The 13,623-nt window shown below is 69.3% G+C and carries 13 protein-coding genes and 6 pseudogenes; 10 read left to right on the top strand and 9 right to left on the bottom strand.

Annotated features, from left to right (window positions below; genetic code table 11):
• Nucleotides 1-351: 351 nt before the first annotated feature.
• Nucleotides 352-1,023 carry a hypothetical protein gene (locus ACWCXX_RS38485; protein ID WP_451135591.1) on the top strand — a complete coding sequence of 224 codons (672 nt, stop codon included), beginning with the start codon at nucleotides 352-354 and terminating at the stop codon, nucleotides 1,021-1,023.
• A gap of 22 nt (nucleotides 1,024-1,045) precedes the next feature.
• Here ACWCXX_RS38485 and ACWCXX_RS38480 read toward each other — a convergent pair whose 3' ends face one another.
• On the bottom strand, nucleotides 1,046-1,459 hold the full coding sequence (locus ACWCXX_RS38480) for a DUF7691 family protein (protein ID WP_451135589.1): 414 nt from the start codon (nucleotides 1,457-1,459) through the stop codon (nucleotides 1,046-1,048).
• A 73-nt stretch (nucleotides 1,460-1,532) separates the two neighbouring features.
• Here ACWCXX_RS38480 and ACWCXX_RS38475 point away from each other — a divergent pair.
• Nucleotides 1,533-2,085, top strand: a pseudogene (locus tag ACWCXX_RS38475) (transposase); the annotation flags it as partial.
• Between the two features lie 10 nt (nucleotides 2,086-2,095).
• Here ACWCXX_RS38475 and ACWCXX_RS38470 read toward each other — a convergent pair.
• A complete protein-coding gene (locus ACWCXX_RS38470) occupies nucleotides 2,096-2,341 on the bottom strand; it encodes a hypothetical protein (RefSeq protein WP_451135587.1) in 246 nt (81 codons plus the stop codon).
• A 65-nt stretch (nucleotides 2,342-2,406) separates the two neighbouring features.
• On the opposite strand from ACWCXX_RS38470, the pseudogene ACWCXX_RS38465 reads away from it, so the two are divergent.
• Nucleotides 2,407-2,526, top strand: a pseudogene (locus ACWCXX_RS38465) (amidohydrolase family protein); the annotation flags it as partial.
• Between the two features lie 20 nt (nucleotides 2,527-2,546).
• On the opposite strand, the gene ACWCXX_RS38460 reads toward ACWCXX_RS38465, so the two are convergent.
• The gene (locus tag ACWCXX_RS38460) at nucleotides 2,547-3,116 is read right to left on the bottom strand and encodes a hypothetical protein (RefSeq protein ID WP_451135595.1); all 570 of its coding nucleotides are present in this window, start codon (nucleotides 3,114-3,116) and stop codon (nucleotides 2,547-2,549) included.
• 239 nt (nucleotides 3,117-3,355) lie between these two features.
• Between ACWCXX_RS38460 and ACWCXX_RS38455 the strand changes: the two genes are divergently transcribed.
• Nucleotides 3,356-3,787: an ASCH domain-containing protein gene (locus ACWCXX_RS38455; protein WP_451135585.1), complete on the top strand. Its 432-nt coding sequence runs from the start codon at nucleotides 3,356-3,358 to the stop codon at nucleotides 3,785-3,787.
• 70 nt (nucleotides 3,788-3,857) lie between these two features.
• On the opposite strand, the pseudogene ACWCXX_RS38450 reads toward ACWCXX_RS38455, so the two are convergent.
• Nucleotides 3,858-3,987 (bottom strand): annotated as a pseudogene (locus ACWCXX_RS38450) (IS5 family transposase); the annotation flags it as partial.
• Nucleotides 3,988-4,178: 191 nt separating this feature from the next.
• Between ACWCXX_RS38450 and ACWCXX_RS38445 the strand changes: the two are divergent.
• Nucleotides 4,179-4,841 carry a class I SAM-dependent methyltransferase gene (locus ACWCXX_RS38445; protein ID WP_451135583.1) on the top strand — a complete coding sequence of 221 codons (663 nt, stop codon included), beginning with the start codon at nucleotides 4,179-4,181 and terminating at the stop codon, nucleotides 4,839-4,841.
• Nucleotides 4,842-4,903: 62 nt separating this feature from the next.
• On the opposite strand, the gene ACWCXX_RS38440 is transcribed toward ACWCXX_RS38445, so the two are convergent.
• The 3 genes and pseudogenes from ACWCXX_RS38440 to ACWCXX_RS38430 all read right to left on the bottom strand — a co-directional run.
• Nucleotides 4,904-6,154 (bottom strand): IS256 family transposase, encoded by a 1,251-nt coding sequence (locus ACWCXX_RS38440; RefSeq protein WP_451135581.1) that lies wholly within the window; start codon nucleotides 6,152-6,154, stop codon nucleotides 4,904-4,906.
• A gap of 35 nt (nucleotides 6,155-6,189) precedes the next feature.
• Complete coding sequence (locus ACWCXX_RS38435; protein ID WP_451135593.1) at nucleotides 6,190-6,429, bottom strand: hypothetical protein; 240 nt, start codon at nucleotides 6,427-6,429, stop codon at nucleotides 6,190-6,192.
• Nucleotides 6,430-6,452: 23 nt separating this feature from the next.
• Nucleotides 6,453-6,971: pseudogene (locus ACWCXX_RS38430) on the bottom strand (IS5 family transposase); the annotation flags it as partial.
• 295 nt (nucleotides 6,972-7,266) lie between these two features.
• On the opposite strand from ACWCXX_RS38430, the gene ACWCXX_RS38425 reads away from it, so the two are divergent.
• On the top strand, nucleotides 7,267-7,986 hold the full coding sequence (locus ACWCXX_RS38425) for an IS6 family transposase (RefSeq protein WP_451135579.1): 720 nt from the start codon (nucleotides 7,267-7,269) through the stop codon (nucleotides 7,984-7,986).
• 81 nt (nucleotides 7,987-8,067) lie between these two features.
• Here ACWCXX_RS38425 and ACWCXX_RS38420 read toward each other — a convergent pair whose 3' ends face one another.
• On the bottom strand, nucleotides 8,068-9,102 hold the full coding sequence (locus ACWCXX_RS38420; RefSeq protein WP_451135577.1) for an AsnC family transcriptional regulator: 1,035 nt from the start codon (nucleotides 9,100-9,102) through the stop codon (nucleotides 8,068-8,070).
• Nucleotides 9,103-9,233: 131 nt separating this feature from the next.
• On the opposite strand from ACWCXX_RS38420, the gene ACWCXX_RS38415 reads away from it, so the two are divergent.
• The 3 genes from ACWCXX_RS38415 to ACWCXX_RS38405 are packed head-to-tail and all read left to right on the top strand — an operon-like array spanning nucleotide 9,234 to nucleotide 12,593.
• On the top strand, nucleotides 9,234-9,446 hold the full coding sequence (locus ACWCXX_RS38415; protein ID WP_451135576.1) for a hypothetical protein: 213 nt from the start codon (nucleotides 9,234-9,236) through the stop codon (nucleotides 9,444-9,446).
• Nucleotides 9,446-10,918 carry a sodium:solute symporter family protein gene (locus ACWCXX_RS38410; RefSeq protein ID WP_451135574.1) on the top strand — a complete coding sequence of 491 codons (1,473 nt, stop codon included), beginning with the start codon at nucleotides 9,446-9,448 and terminating at the stop codon, nucleotides 10,916-10,918. The genes ACWCXX_RS38415 and ACWCXX_RS38410 overlap by 1 nt, the downstream gene beginning before the upstream one ends.
• 10 nt (nucleotides 10,919-10,928) lie before the next feature.
• Nucleotides 10,929-12,593 (top strand): amidohydrolase, encoded by a 1,665-nt coding sequence (locus ACWCXX_RS38405; RefSeq protein WP_451135572.1) that lies wholly within the window; start codon nucleotides 10,929-10,931, stop codon nucleotides 12,591-12,593.
• An 80-nt stretch (nucleotides 12,594-12,673) separates the two neighbouring features.
• On the opposite strand, the pseudogene ACWCXX_RS38400 reads toward ACWCXX_RS38405, so the two are convergent.
• Nucleotides 12,674-13,222: pseudogene (locus ACWCXX_RS38400) on the bottom strand (ATP-binding cassette domain-containing protein); the annotation flags it as partial.
• A gap of 68 nt (nucleotides 13,223-13,290) precedes the next feature.
• Between ACWCXX_RS38400 and ACWCXX_RS38395 the strand changes: the two are divergent.
• Nucleotides 13,291-13,521: pseudogene (locus tag ACWCXX_RS38395) on the top strand (IS6 family transposase); the annotation flags it as partial.
• Between the last annotated feature and the right edge of the window lie 102 nt (nucleotides 13,522-13,623).

The raw sequence follows: 13,623 nt of genomic DNA, 5'->3' as shown, positions 1-13,623 counted from the left end.
AGACGGATCGATCTTCTTCTCCATCACCGGCTGAACCGGCCCCGGGCGGCTTCTCCTCGCCGGCCGTGCGGGCCGGCGAGGCAGGAGTTGATCAACCCATGACGCACATAGCCATGCAGCAGCCACCTTCCGCGTGACCGAGCCCGATGCCGCCGCGCGCCGGACCGGAGAGTGGCCGGGCCCGCGCCCAGGCAGGCCGTGCCCAGGCGGCACCGCAGCAGGACGCATCGACGGCCAAGGGGTACTGACGCCCCGTCCAGCGGCCCCTCCCGCTCCGCCTTCACCCGCCGCGCGATCGTGTTTCCCGGAAACGCGGTCGCGCCGGGCCGTCCCCCGTTGCTACAAGGGGGCATGGGAATATGGACCGACGCCTTCATCGCGCCCCCGGAACCGACTCTCCTGCGGCCGGAGGCGTTCGGTCGGCTCGCGGTCGAGCTGGCGCGCGAGCGCGTGGTCCGGACCCCGTGGGCGCTCGTCGCGGGCAGGCTCTGCGTCAACGCGAGCCTCAACTGGGGCAGCGTCAGCGGCCAGGCCCGCTGGGACCGGCCTCCCGTCGGTACGGTGCTGCGGACCGAGGAGTACCCGGGAGAGGTGCCGGATCCGGACGATGATCCCCCGCCCTGGGGCCCTTCGCGCGAGGAGGCCCGGCTGCTCGCCTCCGGCGAGAAGGTGCTCGACCTGCTGCCGGCGCTGCGGTCCGCCCCGTACGGCGCCGAGGACATCGCCGTCGTCTTCGATCACATGGACTTCGGCAACCGGGCGATCACCGACTACTTCCAGTACGAGGACCACCGCACACCGCTGGCCTGCTTCGCCCTGGCGAGCCCGCAGAACCGGCCGCTGTCCACCAACGACTGCGGGGAACCCGGCGGGCCGACGCTTCCGGTGCGAACCTGCGTGGTCCACACTTTCAAGCACGCGCTGGGCCATCTCGGACTGGAGGGCGGCCCGGTACCGGCACTCGCCTCCGTCACCTCCCGCTGGTTCGGACCGGACCAGGTCGGCGGCGAGACCTGGGGCTGACCCCGCCCCCGAGGCCGCGGCATCACGTGAGGCTGAAGAAGAGGGTCTCCTGCGTGTACCCGGCGGCTCTGTGCTTCGCGTACCACCATTCCTCGTGCTCGAAGTCGAGTTTCTCCGTGAGCTCCTGGACGTCGGCCCAGAAGTCCGGGGCCATGTGGGCCAGGACGTCACCGTAGGGGTCTGCGGCGGGTTTGGCCCTGTCCAGCGGCAGGTGGCCGATGGCCGGGTACCCGTCCACCGGGCGCGGTATGCCGGGAAAGCCGTGCGGCAGTCCGCCGAAGAGGTATCCGCCGGGCAGCAGGTCGCCCGGCACACCCAGGCGGCGCAGCTCCTGGTCGACCATGTCGAAGAGTGTGGAGGGATCCGCGTAGGTGCCCAGGGTGTATGGGTCGCAGGCGTTGTGGTCGATGACGATCTGCAGTGCGGGGCTGGGCACGGCGGGTTCGGCGAGAGGTCCGGGGAAACGGGCCGGGAGTAATTCCGAAACCGCGCCCCGGGCCTACTCAGCGACGAGGCAGGCTTCACCCGCCGGCCGCCCAAACGACGCACCTGGGGCCGGCGTGGACACACCCCGGTCGTGACGGTGAGCGGGCGGCGCTCGGGACGCCTGTCGGTGGCCGGACTGACCGCCATGCGGCCCGGCTCCCGCACCGGGCTGTGCCACTGCCTGCGCACCCACCCCGCAGGCAAGGGCAAACGCCGCAGCATGGGCGAGCGCGACTTCATCGCCCTGATCGACGGCGTCCACCACCTGGTCAAGGCACCGATCGTGCTGGTGTGGGACCGCCTGAACACCACGTCTCCCACGCCATGCGCGAGCTGATCGACCAGCGCGACTGGCTGACGGTGTTCCTGCTGCCCGCCTACTCGCCCGACCTCAACCCCGCGGAATGGTTCTGGGCACACGTCAAGCACAGTCTGGCCAACCTCGCCGTCGTCGCCCTCGACCGACTCGAAACCCACGTCCGCAACCGACTCAACCACCTCCAGTACCGGCCCGACACCCTCGACGGCTTCATAGCCGGCACCAGCCTGACCCCCGACACCCCAACATCACCCTGACACGCCGAAGTCAGTAGCGGCGGCGGGCCAGGAGCGTCGTGCCGACAATGACGCATCCGATGGCCAGGATCTTGCTGGCCCCGTAGTAGTGGGACCAGTCGTTGTCAGCCGTGCCTCCGTGCAGGATCAGCCACAAGAGCAGCCCTGTCCCGCTCACAGCGAGGACCACTCCTCCGGTCAGCCTGAGCCCGGCCCACCAGGAAGCGTCTCCGGTGGGCGCGGGTTCGGTGTCCTGGCCCCGCTCGCGGTCACTCACCTTGTGTCCTCTCCTATGACCATGATCTTCTGCAAAGAAGACGTGGCCCACCCCGGAGGGGTTCCGTGTACGCCACCGTGCGCGCTCTGGATACCGCCAGCGTCGACGTGCTGGCCGGCACCGACGTCTCCATGCCCGAGACGTTCTTCGGGGGCCTGACACACGGAGCGAGCCTGCACCACGAATACGGCATGTGAGGAGGCCCTCATGTGCCCCTGGCGTGGTCGAGGGCGTCGGCGAGCTCGTCATGGGTCATGCTGGAACGCCCTTTGATACCGGCCTTGGTGGCCTTCTCGTACAGTTCGGCCTTCGTTAGAGACCGAAGCGATCCGCCCTTCGATGTGCTGGTGGCGCGCTTCTTCGGTGCGGGCTTCTTGCCGCGGGCGGTGTGAGACGTGCTGGCCTTCTCGCCCGTGTCCTTGATGGAGCGGGCCCGCTCGACGCTGGCGCGCAAGGCTTCCACGAGGTCGACGACGCCGGTGGGCTTCGCGGCCGGCTCGGCCTTCTCCACCGTCTCACCGGAGGACTTGGCCTCGACCAGCGCCTTGACCTTCTCCTGGAAGGTGTCGTGGAAGGCATCGGGATCCCAGTCGGTGGTGAGGGCATCGATGAGCTGGTGGGCCATCTTCACCTCGGCCGCGGTCGGCTCCGTCCTGCCCGGCAGGTCGGGGACCTCCTGGTGAGGGTCGCGGATCTCGTCCCTCCAGTGCAGGGCGTGCAGGGTCAGCAGCTCGTCCTCGGCCTTCACAGCGACGAGGTACTCGCGCCCGGGCATCACGAAGGTCGCGATGCCGCCTTGTTCGACTCCGCCAGTGCCCGCTGGAGCAGGGCGTACACCTTGCCGTACTGCTCGCCCGCGGCCCGAGGTAGTACGTCTTGTCGAAGAAGATCGGATCCACCGTGTCGAGATCGACGAACCCGGACACCTCCAGGGCCTTGGACCGCCCCGGCGCGATGTCGTCGAGCGGAGCGGTGGCCCTTGATCAACGCTGCCGGGCTTCGTACCCTCGCTCGATGGGACATGACGACCTTCCGGCCCTTGAACTCGCTTTCCCCGGTCCGGAACGTGACCGTGGTGTGGCGGCGATCCTGAGCGGTCAGAAGACCGCGCTCACGGGTCTCCTGGAGATTTACGAGCACGCCGGGGAGGCAGTGCCGATGACCGGTCAGCGATTCTCGGTGCTTGATTCCGAGGGTCGCCCGGCCGTCACGATCGAGGTCGTCGACGTGCGCGTCGTTCCCATGAAGGAGATCGACGACGACTTCGCGCGAGCCGAGGGACGCGGCTACTCCGACGTGGCCGAGTGGCGGGCAGCCCACGAAGAGTTCTTCCGGAGCGATGGCGTGAACGAGTACCTGGGACGCAGTCCAGTCATTGATGACCACACTCTTGTCGTTGCGGAACGCTTCCGAGTGGTCGAGCCCGACGGCTCGGGTAGTCCGTGAGCCCGGCCCGACTCGATGAGAGTCCGGGATCAACCGGACAGACCCTGTGGGGGCTGGGAACGGCTGCTGGTCAAAGCCACTCGTTGATGGGCTGCGACCAGCACGGTTGCCTCGTAACGGACGGCGAGCTTGTCACATCGCGTGGCGACGGCTCGGTGGCGCTCAAGCCGGTTGATCCCGCATTCCACCGTGTGGCGCTCTTGTGGCCGGCCTTGTCGAACGAATAATTGTCAAGACCTGTGGATGGTCGGGCGACGGTTGTCCCGAAGACGGAGGTCGTGACCGCCGCGATCTGACGGGCTGTGGCTCGTTTTTGGCTGCTGCAGCGGTTGCCCCTGCGGTGATCGAAATTGGATCGTCTGCGGCTCGTGGTCAGTCGTAGGGTGCGGCAATGGACTGGAACGCCTGGCATGGCAAGTACGACGTAGCGGACTCCTGGATGGAACGGAGGCTGCGGACCGTTCAATCGCAGACCCGGGCTGCCCTTGACGATGCCCCGGCCGGACCGCTGAAGGTGATCAGTCTGTGCGCCGGGGACGGTCGCGACCTCCTCCGCGTCCTGTCTGATCATCCGCGCCGCCACGAGGTGCGGGCGCGGCTTGTCGAGTTGGACGCCCGCAACACCGCCGTGGCTTCGGAGACGGCCCGCCTGGCAAAGCTGGACCAGGTCGAGGTAGTGACGGGCGACGCCTCCCTCATCGACCAGTACCGGGACATGACCCCCGCGGACCTCGTTCTCGTCTGCGGTGTCTTCGGAAACATCACCGACAGCGACATCGAGGGCACCATCGGCGCCTGCAACCAGTTGTGCAAGACCGGTGGCAGCGTCATCTGGACTCGCAACCGTGCCGCCCCCGACCGAGTGCCCATGATCTGCGATCGGTTCGACGAGCAGGGTTTCGAGCTGCAGTGGCTGTCCGAACCGGGTGCTGGCTACGGGGTCGGTGTGCACCGGTTTACCGGCACGCCTCGACCTCTGCGCACCAGCACCCGACTGTTTGAGTTCGTGGGCTACGACGTGCTCCGTCAGCGTGAGACCGCACAATCCGGCTGACCTTCGTCATGGCAGCCCCCTCCTGTCTGAGTAATTGCCCTATTCGACCAGCCGCCACAAGATCAGGCAGCGCCCCGCGAACGTTCGACCAGGACGCCACTCTCGAACCGGGCGCCCGTGCGGACCAGGGGCACGAGGTGGGGTGCGGTGATCGCGCGCCAGCGGGTCTGGGCGGACTCGGCGAGCTTGAACACCATCGCCAGGGCCGCGGCCGGGCTGCCGGCGCCGCGGGTGACCTTGGTCCGCAGCTTCACCGTGCTGAAGGTCGACTCGATCGGATTCGTCGTGCGCAGGTGGACCCAGCGCTGGGCCGGGAAGTCGTAGAACGCCAGGAGTTCATCGACGTCGTCGGTGATCTTCTTGACGGCCTTGGGCCACTTCGCGCCGTAGGCGCGCCCGAAGTCCTTCACCGCTTTCTCGGCGTGATCGCGGTCCTCGGCGTTGCAGATCTCCTGCAGCGCCTTCTTCGCGCCGGGCTGGGCCGATTTCGGCAGGGCGTTGACCACGTTCCGGGTTTTGTGAACCCAGCACCTTTGATGTCTGGCCTGCGGAAACACCTCGGCCAGGGCCCGCCACAGCCCCATCGCTCCGTCGCCGACGACGAGCTCGGGATCGCGCATGCCGCGCCGGCGGCAGTCCCGCAGGAGGTCGGCCCAGGACTCGGTCGACTCGCGCAGGCCCTCGGCGAGCGCGATCAGCTCCTTACTGCCGTCGGTGCGCACGCCCATGAGGACCAGGACGCAGGAGCGGGCCTGGCCGAGGCGGACCTTGGGGTGGACGCCGTCGGCCCACACGTACACGTAGTCGGGTCCGGACAGGTCCCGGTCCTGGAAGGCGGCGTGGTCGTCGCTCCACTGCTTGGTCAGCCGGGTCACCGTGGCCGGCGAGAGCCCGGCGGCCGAGCCGAGGAACTGCTCCATCGCGGGCACGAAGTCGCCGGAAGACAGACCGTGCAAGTAGAGCAGAGGCAGGACCTCGCTGATCTTCGGGGACTTCCGGCACCAGGGGGCGAGGATCTTGGACGAGAACCGCTTGCGCTCGCCCGTCTCGCCGTCGACCCGCTTGTCGTTCACCCGCGGTGCCCTCACCGCAATCGGCCCGGCGGCGGTGGTCACCGTCCGCTCGCGGTGGTGGCCGTTGCGGACCACCAGACGGCGACCGGCCTCGTCCCGCTCGCCCGCCAACTCAGCTATGTACTGGTTGACTTCGGCTTCCAGGGCCGCGGCGAGCATCCGACGGGCGCCCTCACGGACGATGTCGTCCATCAGGGAGCCGCTCTGGGTGGTGCCGTCCTCGTTGACTACGCTCAGCACGGGCGTGCCTTCCCGACCCGCGCTGCAACGCGGGCCTACTCGATGACCAGAAGTCGATCACTCGGGAAGGCACGCCCTCCGCGTTCCGCGAGGCCCCCTCCCGAGTCCGATCCACAAGTCTTGAGCATTGCTCGCCGAAAGGAATGGGCCACCAAGATCAGGTTGGTGCGTTCACCGATGGCGTCGACCACGGTGTCGGCGTACTCGGCCAGCCCGGCCGAGTCGTCGTCGCAGGGCAGGTCCACCGCCACCACGTCATGGCCCCGCCCACGCAGCTCAGCCTCCAGCAGGTGCCAGTACCACGGGCCGGCCGGGGCACCCGGATCGCTTCCATCACGGCGGTGAACCGGGTGCAGTCGTTGATGTTGCCGCCCGTCACGACGAAGCCGAGCGGGCGGCCCCTGCCGTCACAGGCCAGGTTGATCTTGCTGGTCAGGCCGCCTCTGGACCGGCCGAGGGCCGGGTCGCGAAGCCCCCTTTTCGGGCCCCGGCCGCATGCTGGTGGGCCCGGACGGCCGTGGAGTCGACCGACACCAGCCACTCGATGTCGCCCGCCGCGTCCGCTTTCGCCTGGGCGGCCCGCAGCATCCGGTCGAACGTGCCGTCCGTCGCCCACCTGCGAAAACGGGTGTGCAGCGTGGCCCACGGCCCGTAACGCTCAGGCACGTCCCGCCAGGCGGTCCCGGTCCGGAACTTCCACACGATTCCGTTCAGGACCCGCCGGTCGTCCAGCCGCTTCCGCCCCCCGCAACGTCTCGGGCAGCAGCGGCCGGACGAACTCCCACTCGGCATCGGACAGTTCATGGCGACGTATCACGACACCATGATCCACCACCGAAGATCATTTGAAGAAACTGCCTAGGGCCACCGCTCCCCCTGCCGCCACAACCCCCGCCACGACCCAGGCCCGCTGCCGAGCGGACACGCCCTGGCATTCCTCCACCACGCCCCCAACCCCTTGGAGTTGAACGCGTTCAAGTTACCGTATGCGCAGTGAGGCTGAGAAGCCGTATCTCACCCGATCTTGGAACGTGAGGATCGAACGGGGCACTGTCACGTTGACTGACCGGTTGGGATGATCTTCTGGTTGGTCATGCTGGGAGGGGTCGTCCGTGGGCAGTACGCCGCCGTCGTACAAGGGGCACCGGTACCCGGTGGAGATCATTACGCACTGTGCGTGGCTGTACTTCCGCTTCCCGCCGCCGTTCCGCGAGGTCGAGGAGCTGATGCTCGAGCGCGGTGTGCTCGTCTCCCACGAGACCGTCCGCCGCTGGTGCGCGAAGTTCGGGCAGGCCTGCGCCAACGGCCTGCGCCGCCGACGTGTGCAGCCGGGCGACAAGGGGCACCTGGACGAGGTCTTCATCACGATCAACGGCGAGCAGAAGTACCTCTGGCGTGCAGTCGACCAGGACGGCAACGTGCTGGACATCCTCGTCCAGAACCGGCGCAACAAGGCCGCGGCCAGGCGCTTCTACCGTCGGCTCCTCAAAGGAATCGGGGCCGTGCCAAGGATGATCGTCACGGACAGGCTCCGTTCCTACGGGGCGGCCCACCGCGAGGTGATGCCCTCCGTCGAGCACCGCTCCCACAAGGGCCTGAACAACCGGGCCGAGAACTCCCACCAGCCAACGAGCCAGCGCGAACGCGCCATGAAAGGCTTCCGCAGCGTCGGCGGAGCTCAGAGATTCCTGTCCGCGTTCAGCGGCATCTCACCCCACTTCCGGCCACACCGGCACCGGATGACCGCCCCCGACCACCGCACCGAGATGACCGTCCGCTTCGCCATCCGGGACCAGGCCACCGGCGTCGCCGGCCAGCCTGCCGCGGCCTGAGCACGGAGCCGGAACCCGGCCCCACCACACCCGACACACCGTCAGAGGCACACGCAGCCAACAACGTGACAATGCCCGCCGTCACACTATGGCGGGTGCACGCCACAGGTCGATGGGAACCGGGCGTACCGCGCGGCCTTCATCGTCCAGGATCCAGCCCATCCGTTTGAAGTTCGCCAGCGTGAGTGACCGGTCGGTCACCGTGATCTCCGGGAACCGTTCCACCAGGTACTCCTCCAAGCGTCGGCTGTCCGGCACCGACCGCACCCAGCCGTTGACCACCAGGTTGTGTGCCGAGGAGATCGAGGCGCACATCCGAACCGACGTCACCCCTGACAGCCCGGAGCCCACGCGCGCCAATGCGGCCGACGGGACGTTCACCCGGTAGGTGACGAAAACCGGGTAGTTGGACCGCGAGTGTGCGATCTCGCACCGCGGCAGCAGCACGCCGGTGCGCAGCAGCCGCGTGGTGCGCCGCCGGGCGGTCGACTCGCTCATCCCCGTGAGCTCCGCCAGCTCCTGATAGCCGAGCCGTCCATCGTGGCCGAGTGCCAGCATCAGCGGGATGTCCTCCGCCGCGGGGGTGGGGTCGGACGCCTGGACCGCCAGGTCGTCGCGACCGTCGCGCATCACCTGCCGCTGGTTGAGGTCAAGGGCCCGCAGGTCCCAGCGAGAGCCCTCCGTGAGCAGTTCGGTGACGATCTGGCTGCGGGTGGCCAGCACCCCCTCCAACCGGCCGATCACCTCGGTGAGCAGCCGGGAGAGCGCCACCAGGTCCGAGACCAGCACGGTGAGCAGAAGGTCCTGCCGCCCCGAGGTGTGCTCCACGCTGGCCACGTGTGGCTGCTCCACCAGCCCGGCCACGACCGAGGACAGCCGCGAGGGCACGCAGTCCACCTCGACGAATGCCACCACATGGTGCCGGGCGACGAAGTCGCCGCCGTACGCGGTCACCCAGGCCAGCCCGGTCTTCCGCAGCCGCTCCCAGCGCCGGGCGGCGGTGACCGGGCTGATGCCCAGTGCCCGGCCGATCAGTGCCCAGGAGGCCCGCGGGGCGGACTGCAGCGCGGTGACGAGCGCAAAGTCCGTCTCGTCCAGGTCGGCGGAAAACTTCATGGACGCCATCTGAACGCCGGTTTGCTGCGAAATCAAGACCTGAATGCCAGAGCCGTCCGATGCTGCTGCGATCCGATCCCGCTCCGCAAGCAACGCGGGCTGGAGCCCTTTCCGGAATCCGGAGCACGAACATGCCCCTTGCGCTGACACTTCTCGCGGTGCCCGTGGTGGCGCTGCTGGCGGCCGTGTGGCTGCCCTTCGTGAACGGTCCCCAGCTATGGCTGGGGTTGCCCTCGCTGTTGGTCTGGTCCGGCGGGTGGGTGCTCGCACTGACCCCCGCGCTGGCCTATGTGGAGCGCTGCCGCCTCAAGGCGGCCGCCGCCCTGACCGGGGAGGAGCTCTGATGTCCGTCACTCTGTTCGTCTGCATCCTGGGCATGGCCGCCATCGGTGCCCTCGGCCTTCTCGGCCGCCGCCGGCCTGCCGCCAGCCTGGAGGAGTGGAGTGTCGGAGGACGCAACTTCGGTGCCTTCACGACCTGGCTGCTGCAGGCCGGCGAGATCTACACCACCTTCACCTTCCTCGGCCTCGCCGGACTCGCCTTCACCTCGGGTGTGGCCGTCACCTACGCGCTGCCCTACCTGCCGCTCGCCTATGTCGGCCTGTACGCCATCGCCCCCGTCATCTGGCGGATGGGACGCGACCGCGGCTATCTCACCCAGGGCGACTTCTTCGCCGACCGCTACGGAAGCCAGCTGTTCGGCGGGCTCACCTCTCTCCTCGGCGTTGTCTTCCTGCTGCCGTATCTGCAGCTGCAGATCACCGGACTCGGCCTGGTCATCGAGCTGGCAACCGGCAACGAGGGCGCCGGCACCCCCGCCATGATCGCGGCTTCGGTGCTGGTGGCCGCCTTTGTGCTGTGGTCCGGTATCCAGGGTGTCGCCAAGGCGGCCTATCTCAAGGACGGTCTGATGGTCGTCGCGCTGCTGGTGCTGCTGGTGATGGTCCCCGCGCACTTCAACGGCGGCATCGGCCACCTCGGCGCCCAACTGCGTGACCACCACTCGGAGCTGCTGAGCGTGCCCGCCGGCGGGGCGCACGGCCAGGTGTGGTTCTTCACCGCTATGCTCACCAGCCTCTTCAGCATCCTCTTCCTGACGATGCCGCAGAGCTGGCCGGCCCTGCTGGCGGCTGGCAGCGAGCGAGCGCTGCGCCAGAACAGCATCTGGATGCCGGTGTACAGCGCCACCCAGGCCATCCCGATGATCGTCGGCTTCACCGCGCTGACCACGCTCAGCGGCGTGGCCTCGCCCGCCGCCAACGGCGTCCTGCTGCAGCTGGCCTCCGGCGCGATGCCCGACTGGCTGCTCGGCGTCATCGCGGTGGCCGCCGCCGCGACCGCCATGGTGCCCGCCGCGGGCATCGTGCTCGGCATGTCCACCCTGGTCGCCCGCAATGTGCTGCGCCCGCGCGGCGCCCGCGCAGGGCTGATGGTCAACCACGGCACGGTCGTCATCGCCATCGCCCTCGCGCTGGTGCTCGCGATCACTCGCCCGGACGCGTTGGCCAACCTGCTGCTGCTCACGTACAGCGGCCTGGGACAGATGGCGCCCGCCCCCGCCGCCGCGCTCACCCGCCGCCCGCTGCTGCGCGCCTGGTCCGCTGGCGCCGGCATCGCCGCCGGCGAGGCGGTACTGATCTGGCTGACCTTCGGCAGCTCCTACCACGGCGCCATCAGCGCCGGGCTGATCTCATTGGCCGTCAATGTCGTGGTCGCAGTCGCCGTGGAGCTGGTGCTGCGGGCCTGCAGCGGTGCGCCCGTGCCCCCGGACGAGCTGTCCGCCCCCTCATCCGTCTCCGCCCCCGCCGCAGTCTGAGGAGCCCGCCATGACAACCCCAACCGCCTTTCCGCAGTCCGTCTCCCCGCTCTCGGCCGCCGCACCGTATCGGGAGGAGAAGGTGCGGATCTTCCACGCCCGCGCGATCACCACGCTCGCCGGACCGCAGACGCAGGCCCTTGCCGTCCTGGCCGGCCGGATCGTTGCCACCGGCAGTCCGGCCGAGCTGTCCGCGGCCTTCCCCGCCGCCGAGCGCATCGACCTCGGTGACGGCCACGTCCTACCCGGCTTCCACGACGCGCACTGCCACCCCTCCGGCCTCGCCGAGGCCAAGCTGGGCCTCCACCTGGGCAGCGGAGACACTTCCGTACCGCCGCGCGAGCGCATCACCGCCGCCGTCGCGGTCACCCCGCCCGGCGGCTGGGTGACCGCCGAGGGCTACGACCCGCGTGCCGACCCCGAGGGCCGACTCGACCGTGCCGCCCTGGACGCCTTGGCCCCGGGCCGCCCGGTGGTGGTCATCCATTTCTCTTACCACATGGCCATCGCCAACTCGCCCGCGCTGGAACTCGCCGGATTCCACGACCACGATCCCGCACCGGCCGGCGGCGACCTGGGCCGGGACGCCACCGGGCGGCTGGACGGCTGGATGTACGAGCGGGCCTGGTTCGACCAGTGGTACCGGGCCGTCGGTGACCTCGAGTTCCTGCCCAGCCACAGCATCGAGGACCTCGTCGAGCCGCTGGGAGAGGTCTGCGCCGAACTGCACGCCACCGGCATCACCTCCTGGTGCGACGCCCTGGTCACCCCCAAGGAACTGCAGCTGTACCAACTCGCGTCCGAGCGCGGGCGGCTCACCGCCCGGGTCGGCATGCTGCTGTGGTACCGGTACCTCGACGAGTTGCGCCGGACCGGGCTGCGCGCTGGCTTCGGCGACGAGTGGGTGCGGGTGGTCGGTGTCAAGCTGATGGCCGACGGTGCGCTGGCGGGCGGTACCTGCCTGTGCAGCAGGCCGTACCGGGCGGAGACCGGCGGTGACAACGGCATCCAGGTGATGGGTGACGAGGAGTTGGCGGCCATGGTGGAGGCGGTGCACGCCGCCGGGCTGCGGGTCGGCGTCCATGCCAACGGTGACCTGGCGGTCGCCAAGGTGCTGGACGCCATCGAGCGGGCCCGCGCCCTGCACCCGCAGAACACGGTCAACCACCGGATCGAGCACTGCAGCCTGGTGGACGACGTCCTGGTCGAACGCATCCGACGCAACAGGGTCACCCCCGTCCCGTTCGGCGCCTTCGTCCACGGACATGGCGCCAAGCTCAGCTGCTACTACGGCGACGAGCGCGCCGAGCGGGCGTGTGCGCACCGCACCCTGCTGGAAGCTGGCATCACGGTCGCGGGATCCTCTGACTACCCGGCCGGGCCGCTCAACCCGTTGCTCGCCGTCCAGACCATGGTCACCCGGCGCACCGCCGAAGGCCGGGTACTCGGCGCCGACCAGCGGCTGACGGTCGCCCAGGCACTCGAGGTGTACACGGCCGGATCCGCGTACGCCACAGGCGAGTCCCACCTCAAGGGCCGCCTGGCGCCGGGGATGCTCGCCGACTTCGTGGTGCTGGGCGCCAGCCCGTTCGACACCGACCCGGACGGCATCTCCGAGATCCCGGTCCGCTCCACGTGGGTCGACGGCCGCCAGATGTGGTCCGCCGGTTCCTGAGGCTGGCTGCAAGGGGTGCGTCAGGCGTGCCCTCGTCGGAAGCCGGGGTATTCCGGTGAGTGCCCGACGGGGGATGACTGTCAGCTGAGGGCGCGGCGGAGCGGTGTCGCTGCGGCTGGGTTCCAGCCGCGCCGGGGCACCGAGTCGAGCAGCAGACGCGTGTATGGATGGTCAGGGGTGTCCAGGACCTGGCCCGCCGGCCCCGATTCCACGACCTGCCCCGCCTTGAGGACCAGCACCTCATCGGCGATGTGGCGGACCACGGCGAGGTCGTGCGTGACGAAGAGGTAGGCGATCCCCGCCTCGCGGCGGATCGTGGCGAGCAGATCGAGGATCTGGGCCTGGATGGACACGTCCAGCGCCGCGACCGCCTCGTCGAGTACGAGCACCCGCGGCTCGACCGCGAGAGCCCGCGCGATGGCCACGCGCTGGTGCTGACCGCCGGACAGCCGCCGGGGCAGTGCCGCCGCCTCGCGCTCGCCGAGACCGACCTGGTTCAGGAGCTCCCGCACCCGGGCGGTGCGGGCCGCCGGGGCGAGCCGGGTGTGCAGCCGCAGCACCTCGGCCACGCAGTCCGCCACCGTCACCCGGGGGTCCAGCGAGAGGTACGGGTCCTGGAAGACCATCTGGGGCGCTGTCACGTTGGCGGGTGGCGTGGGAGGATCCTCGGGTTGATCACGGTGGAGGGGGATCGTCCGTGGGGAGCGTGTCGCCGTCGTACAGGGGGCACCGGTACCCGGTCGAGGTGATCTCCCACTGTGTGTGGCTGTACTTCCGCTTCCCGCTGTCGTTCCGCGAGGTGGAGGAGCTGATGCTCGAGCGCGGTGTGATCGTCTCCTATGAGACGGTCCGCCGCTGGTGTCTGAAGTTCGGCCAGGCCTACGCGAACGGACTGCGCCGCCGTCGCCCGCGGCCCGGGGACAAGTGGCTCTACCTTCTTGAACGGGTTGATCCTCCCGTTCGTAGGGTGAGGACACCCAGGGGAGCTGGGTGTGGCTGACAAGTGGCTGCCGTTCGTGGCTTCAGGTGC

It is taken from the genome of Streptomyces sp. NPDC001732 (assembly GCF_053596315.1).
Note: the sequence above shows the minus strand (reverse complement) of the source record. Positions and strands in the feature narration are given on the sequence as shown.

What these genes read in the sequence shown, in the direction of transcription:
- ACWCXX_RS38485 (WP_451135591.1), top strand. Translation starts at nt 352, where the DNA reads ATGGGAATATGGACCGACGCCTTCATCGCGCCCCCGGAACCGACTCTC.
- ACWCXX_RS38460 (WP_451135595.1), bottom strand. Translation starts at nt 3,116, where the DNA reads ATGCCCGGGCGCGAGTACCTCGTCGCTGTGAAGGCCGAGGACGAGCTG.
- ACWCXX_RS38455 (WP_451135585.1), top strand. Translation starts at nt 3,356, where the DNA reads ATGGGACATGACGACCTTCCGGCCCTTGAACTCGCTTTCCCCGGTCCG.
- ACWCXX_RS38445 (WP_451135583.1), top strand. Translation starts at nt 4,179, where the DNA reads ATGGACTGGAACGCCTGGCATGGCAAGTACGACGTAGCGGACTCCTGG.
- ACWCXX_RS38420 (WP_451135577.1), bottom strand. Translation starts at nt 9,102, where the DNA reads ATGAAGTTTTCCGCCGACCTGGACGAGACGGACTTTGCGCTCGTCACC.
- ACWCXX_RS38415 (WP_451135576.1), top strand. Translation starts at nt 9,234, where the DNA reads ATGCCCCTTGCGCTGACACTTCTCGCGGTGCCCGTGGTGGCGCTGCTG.
- ACWCXX_RS38410 (WP_451135574.1), top strand. Translation starts at nt 9,446, where the DNA reads ATGTCCGTCACTCTGTTCGTCTGCATCCTGGGCATGGCCGCCATCGGT.
- ACWCXX_RS38405 (WP_451135572.1), top strand. Translation starts at nt 10,929, where the DNA reads ATGACAACCCCAACCGCCTTTCCGCAGTCCGTCTCCCCGCTCTCGGCC.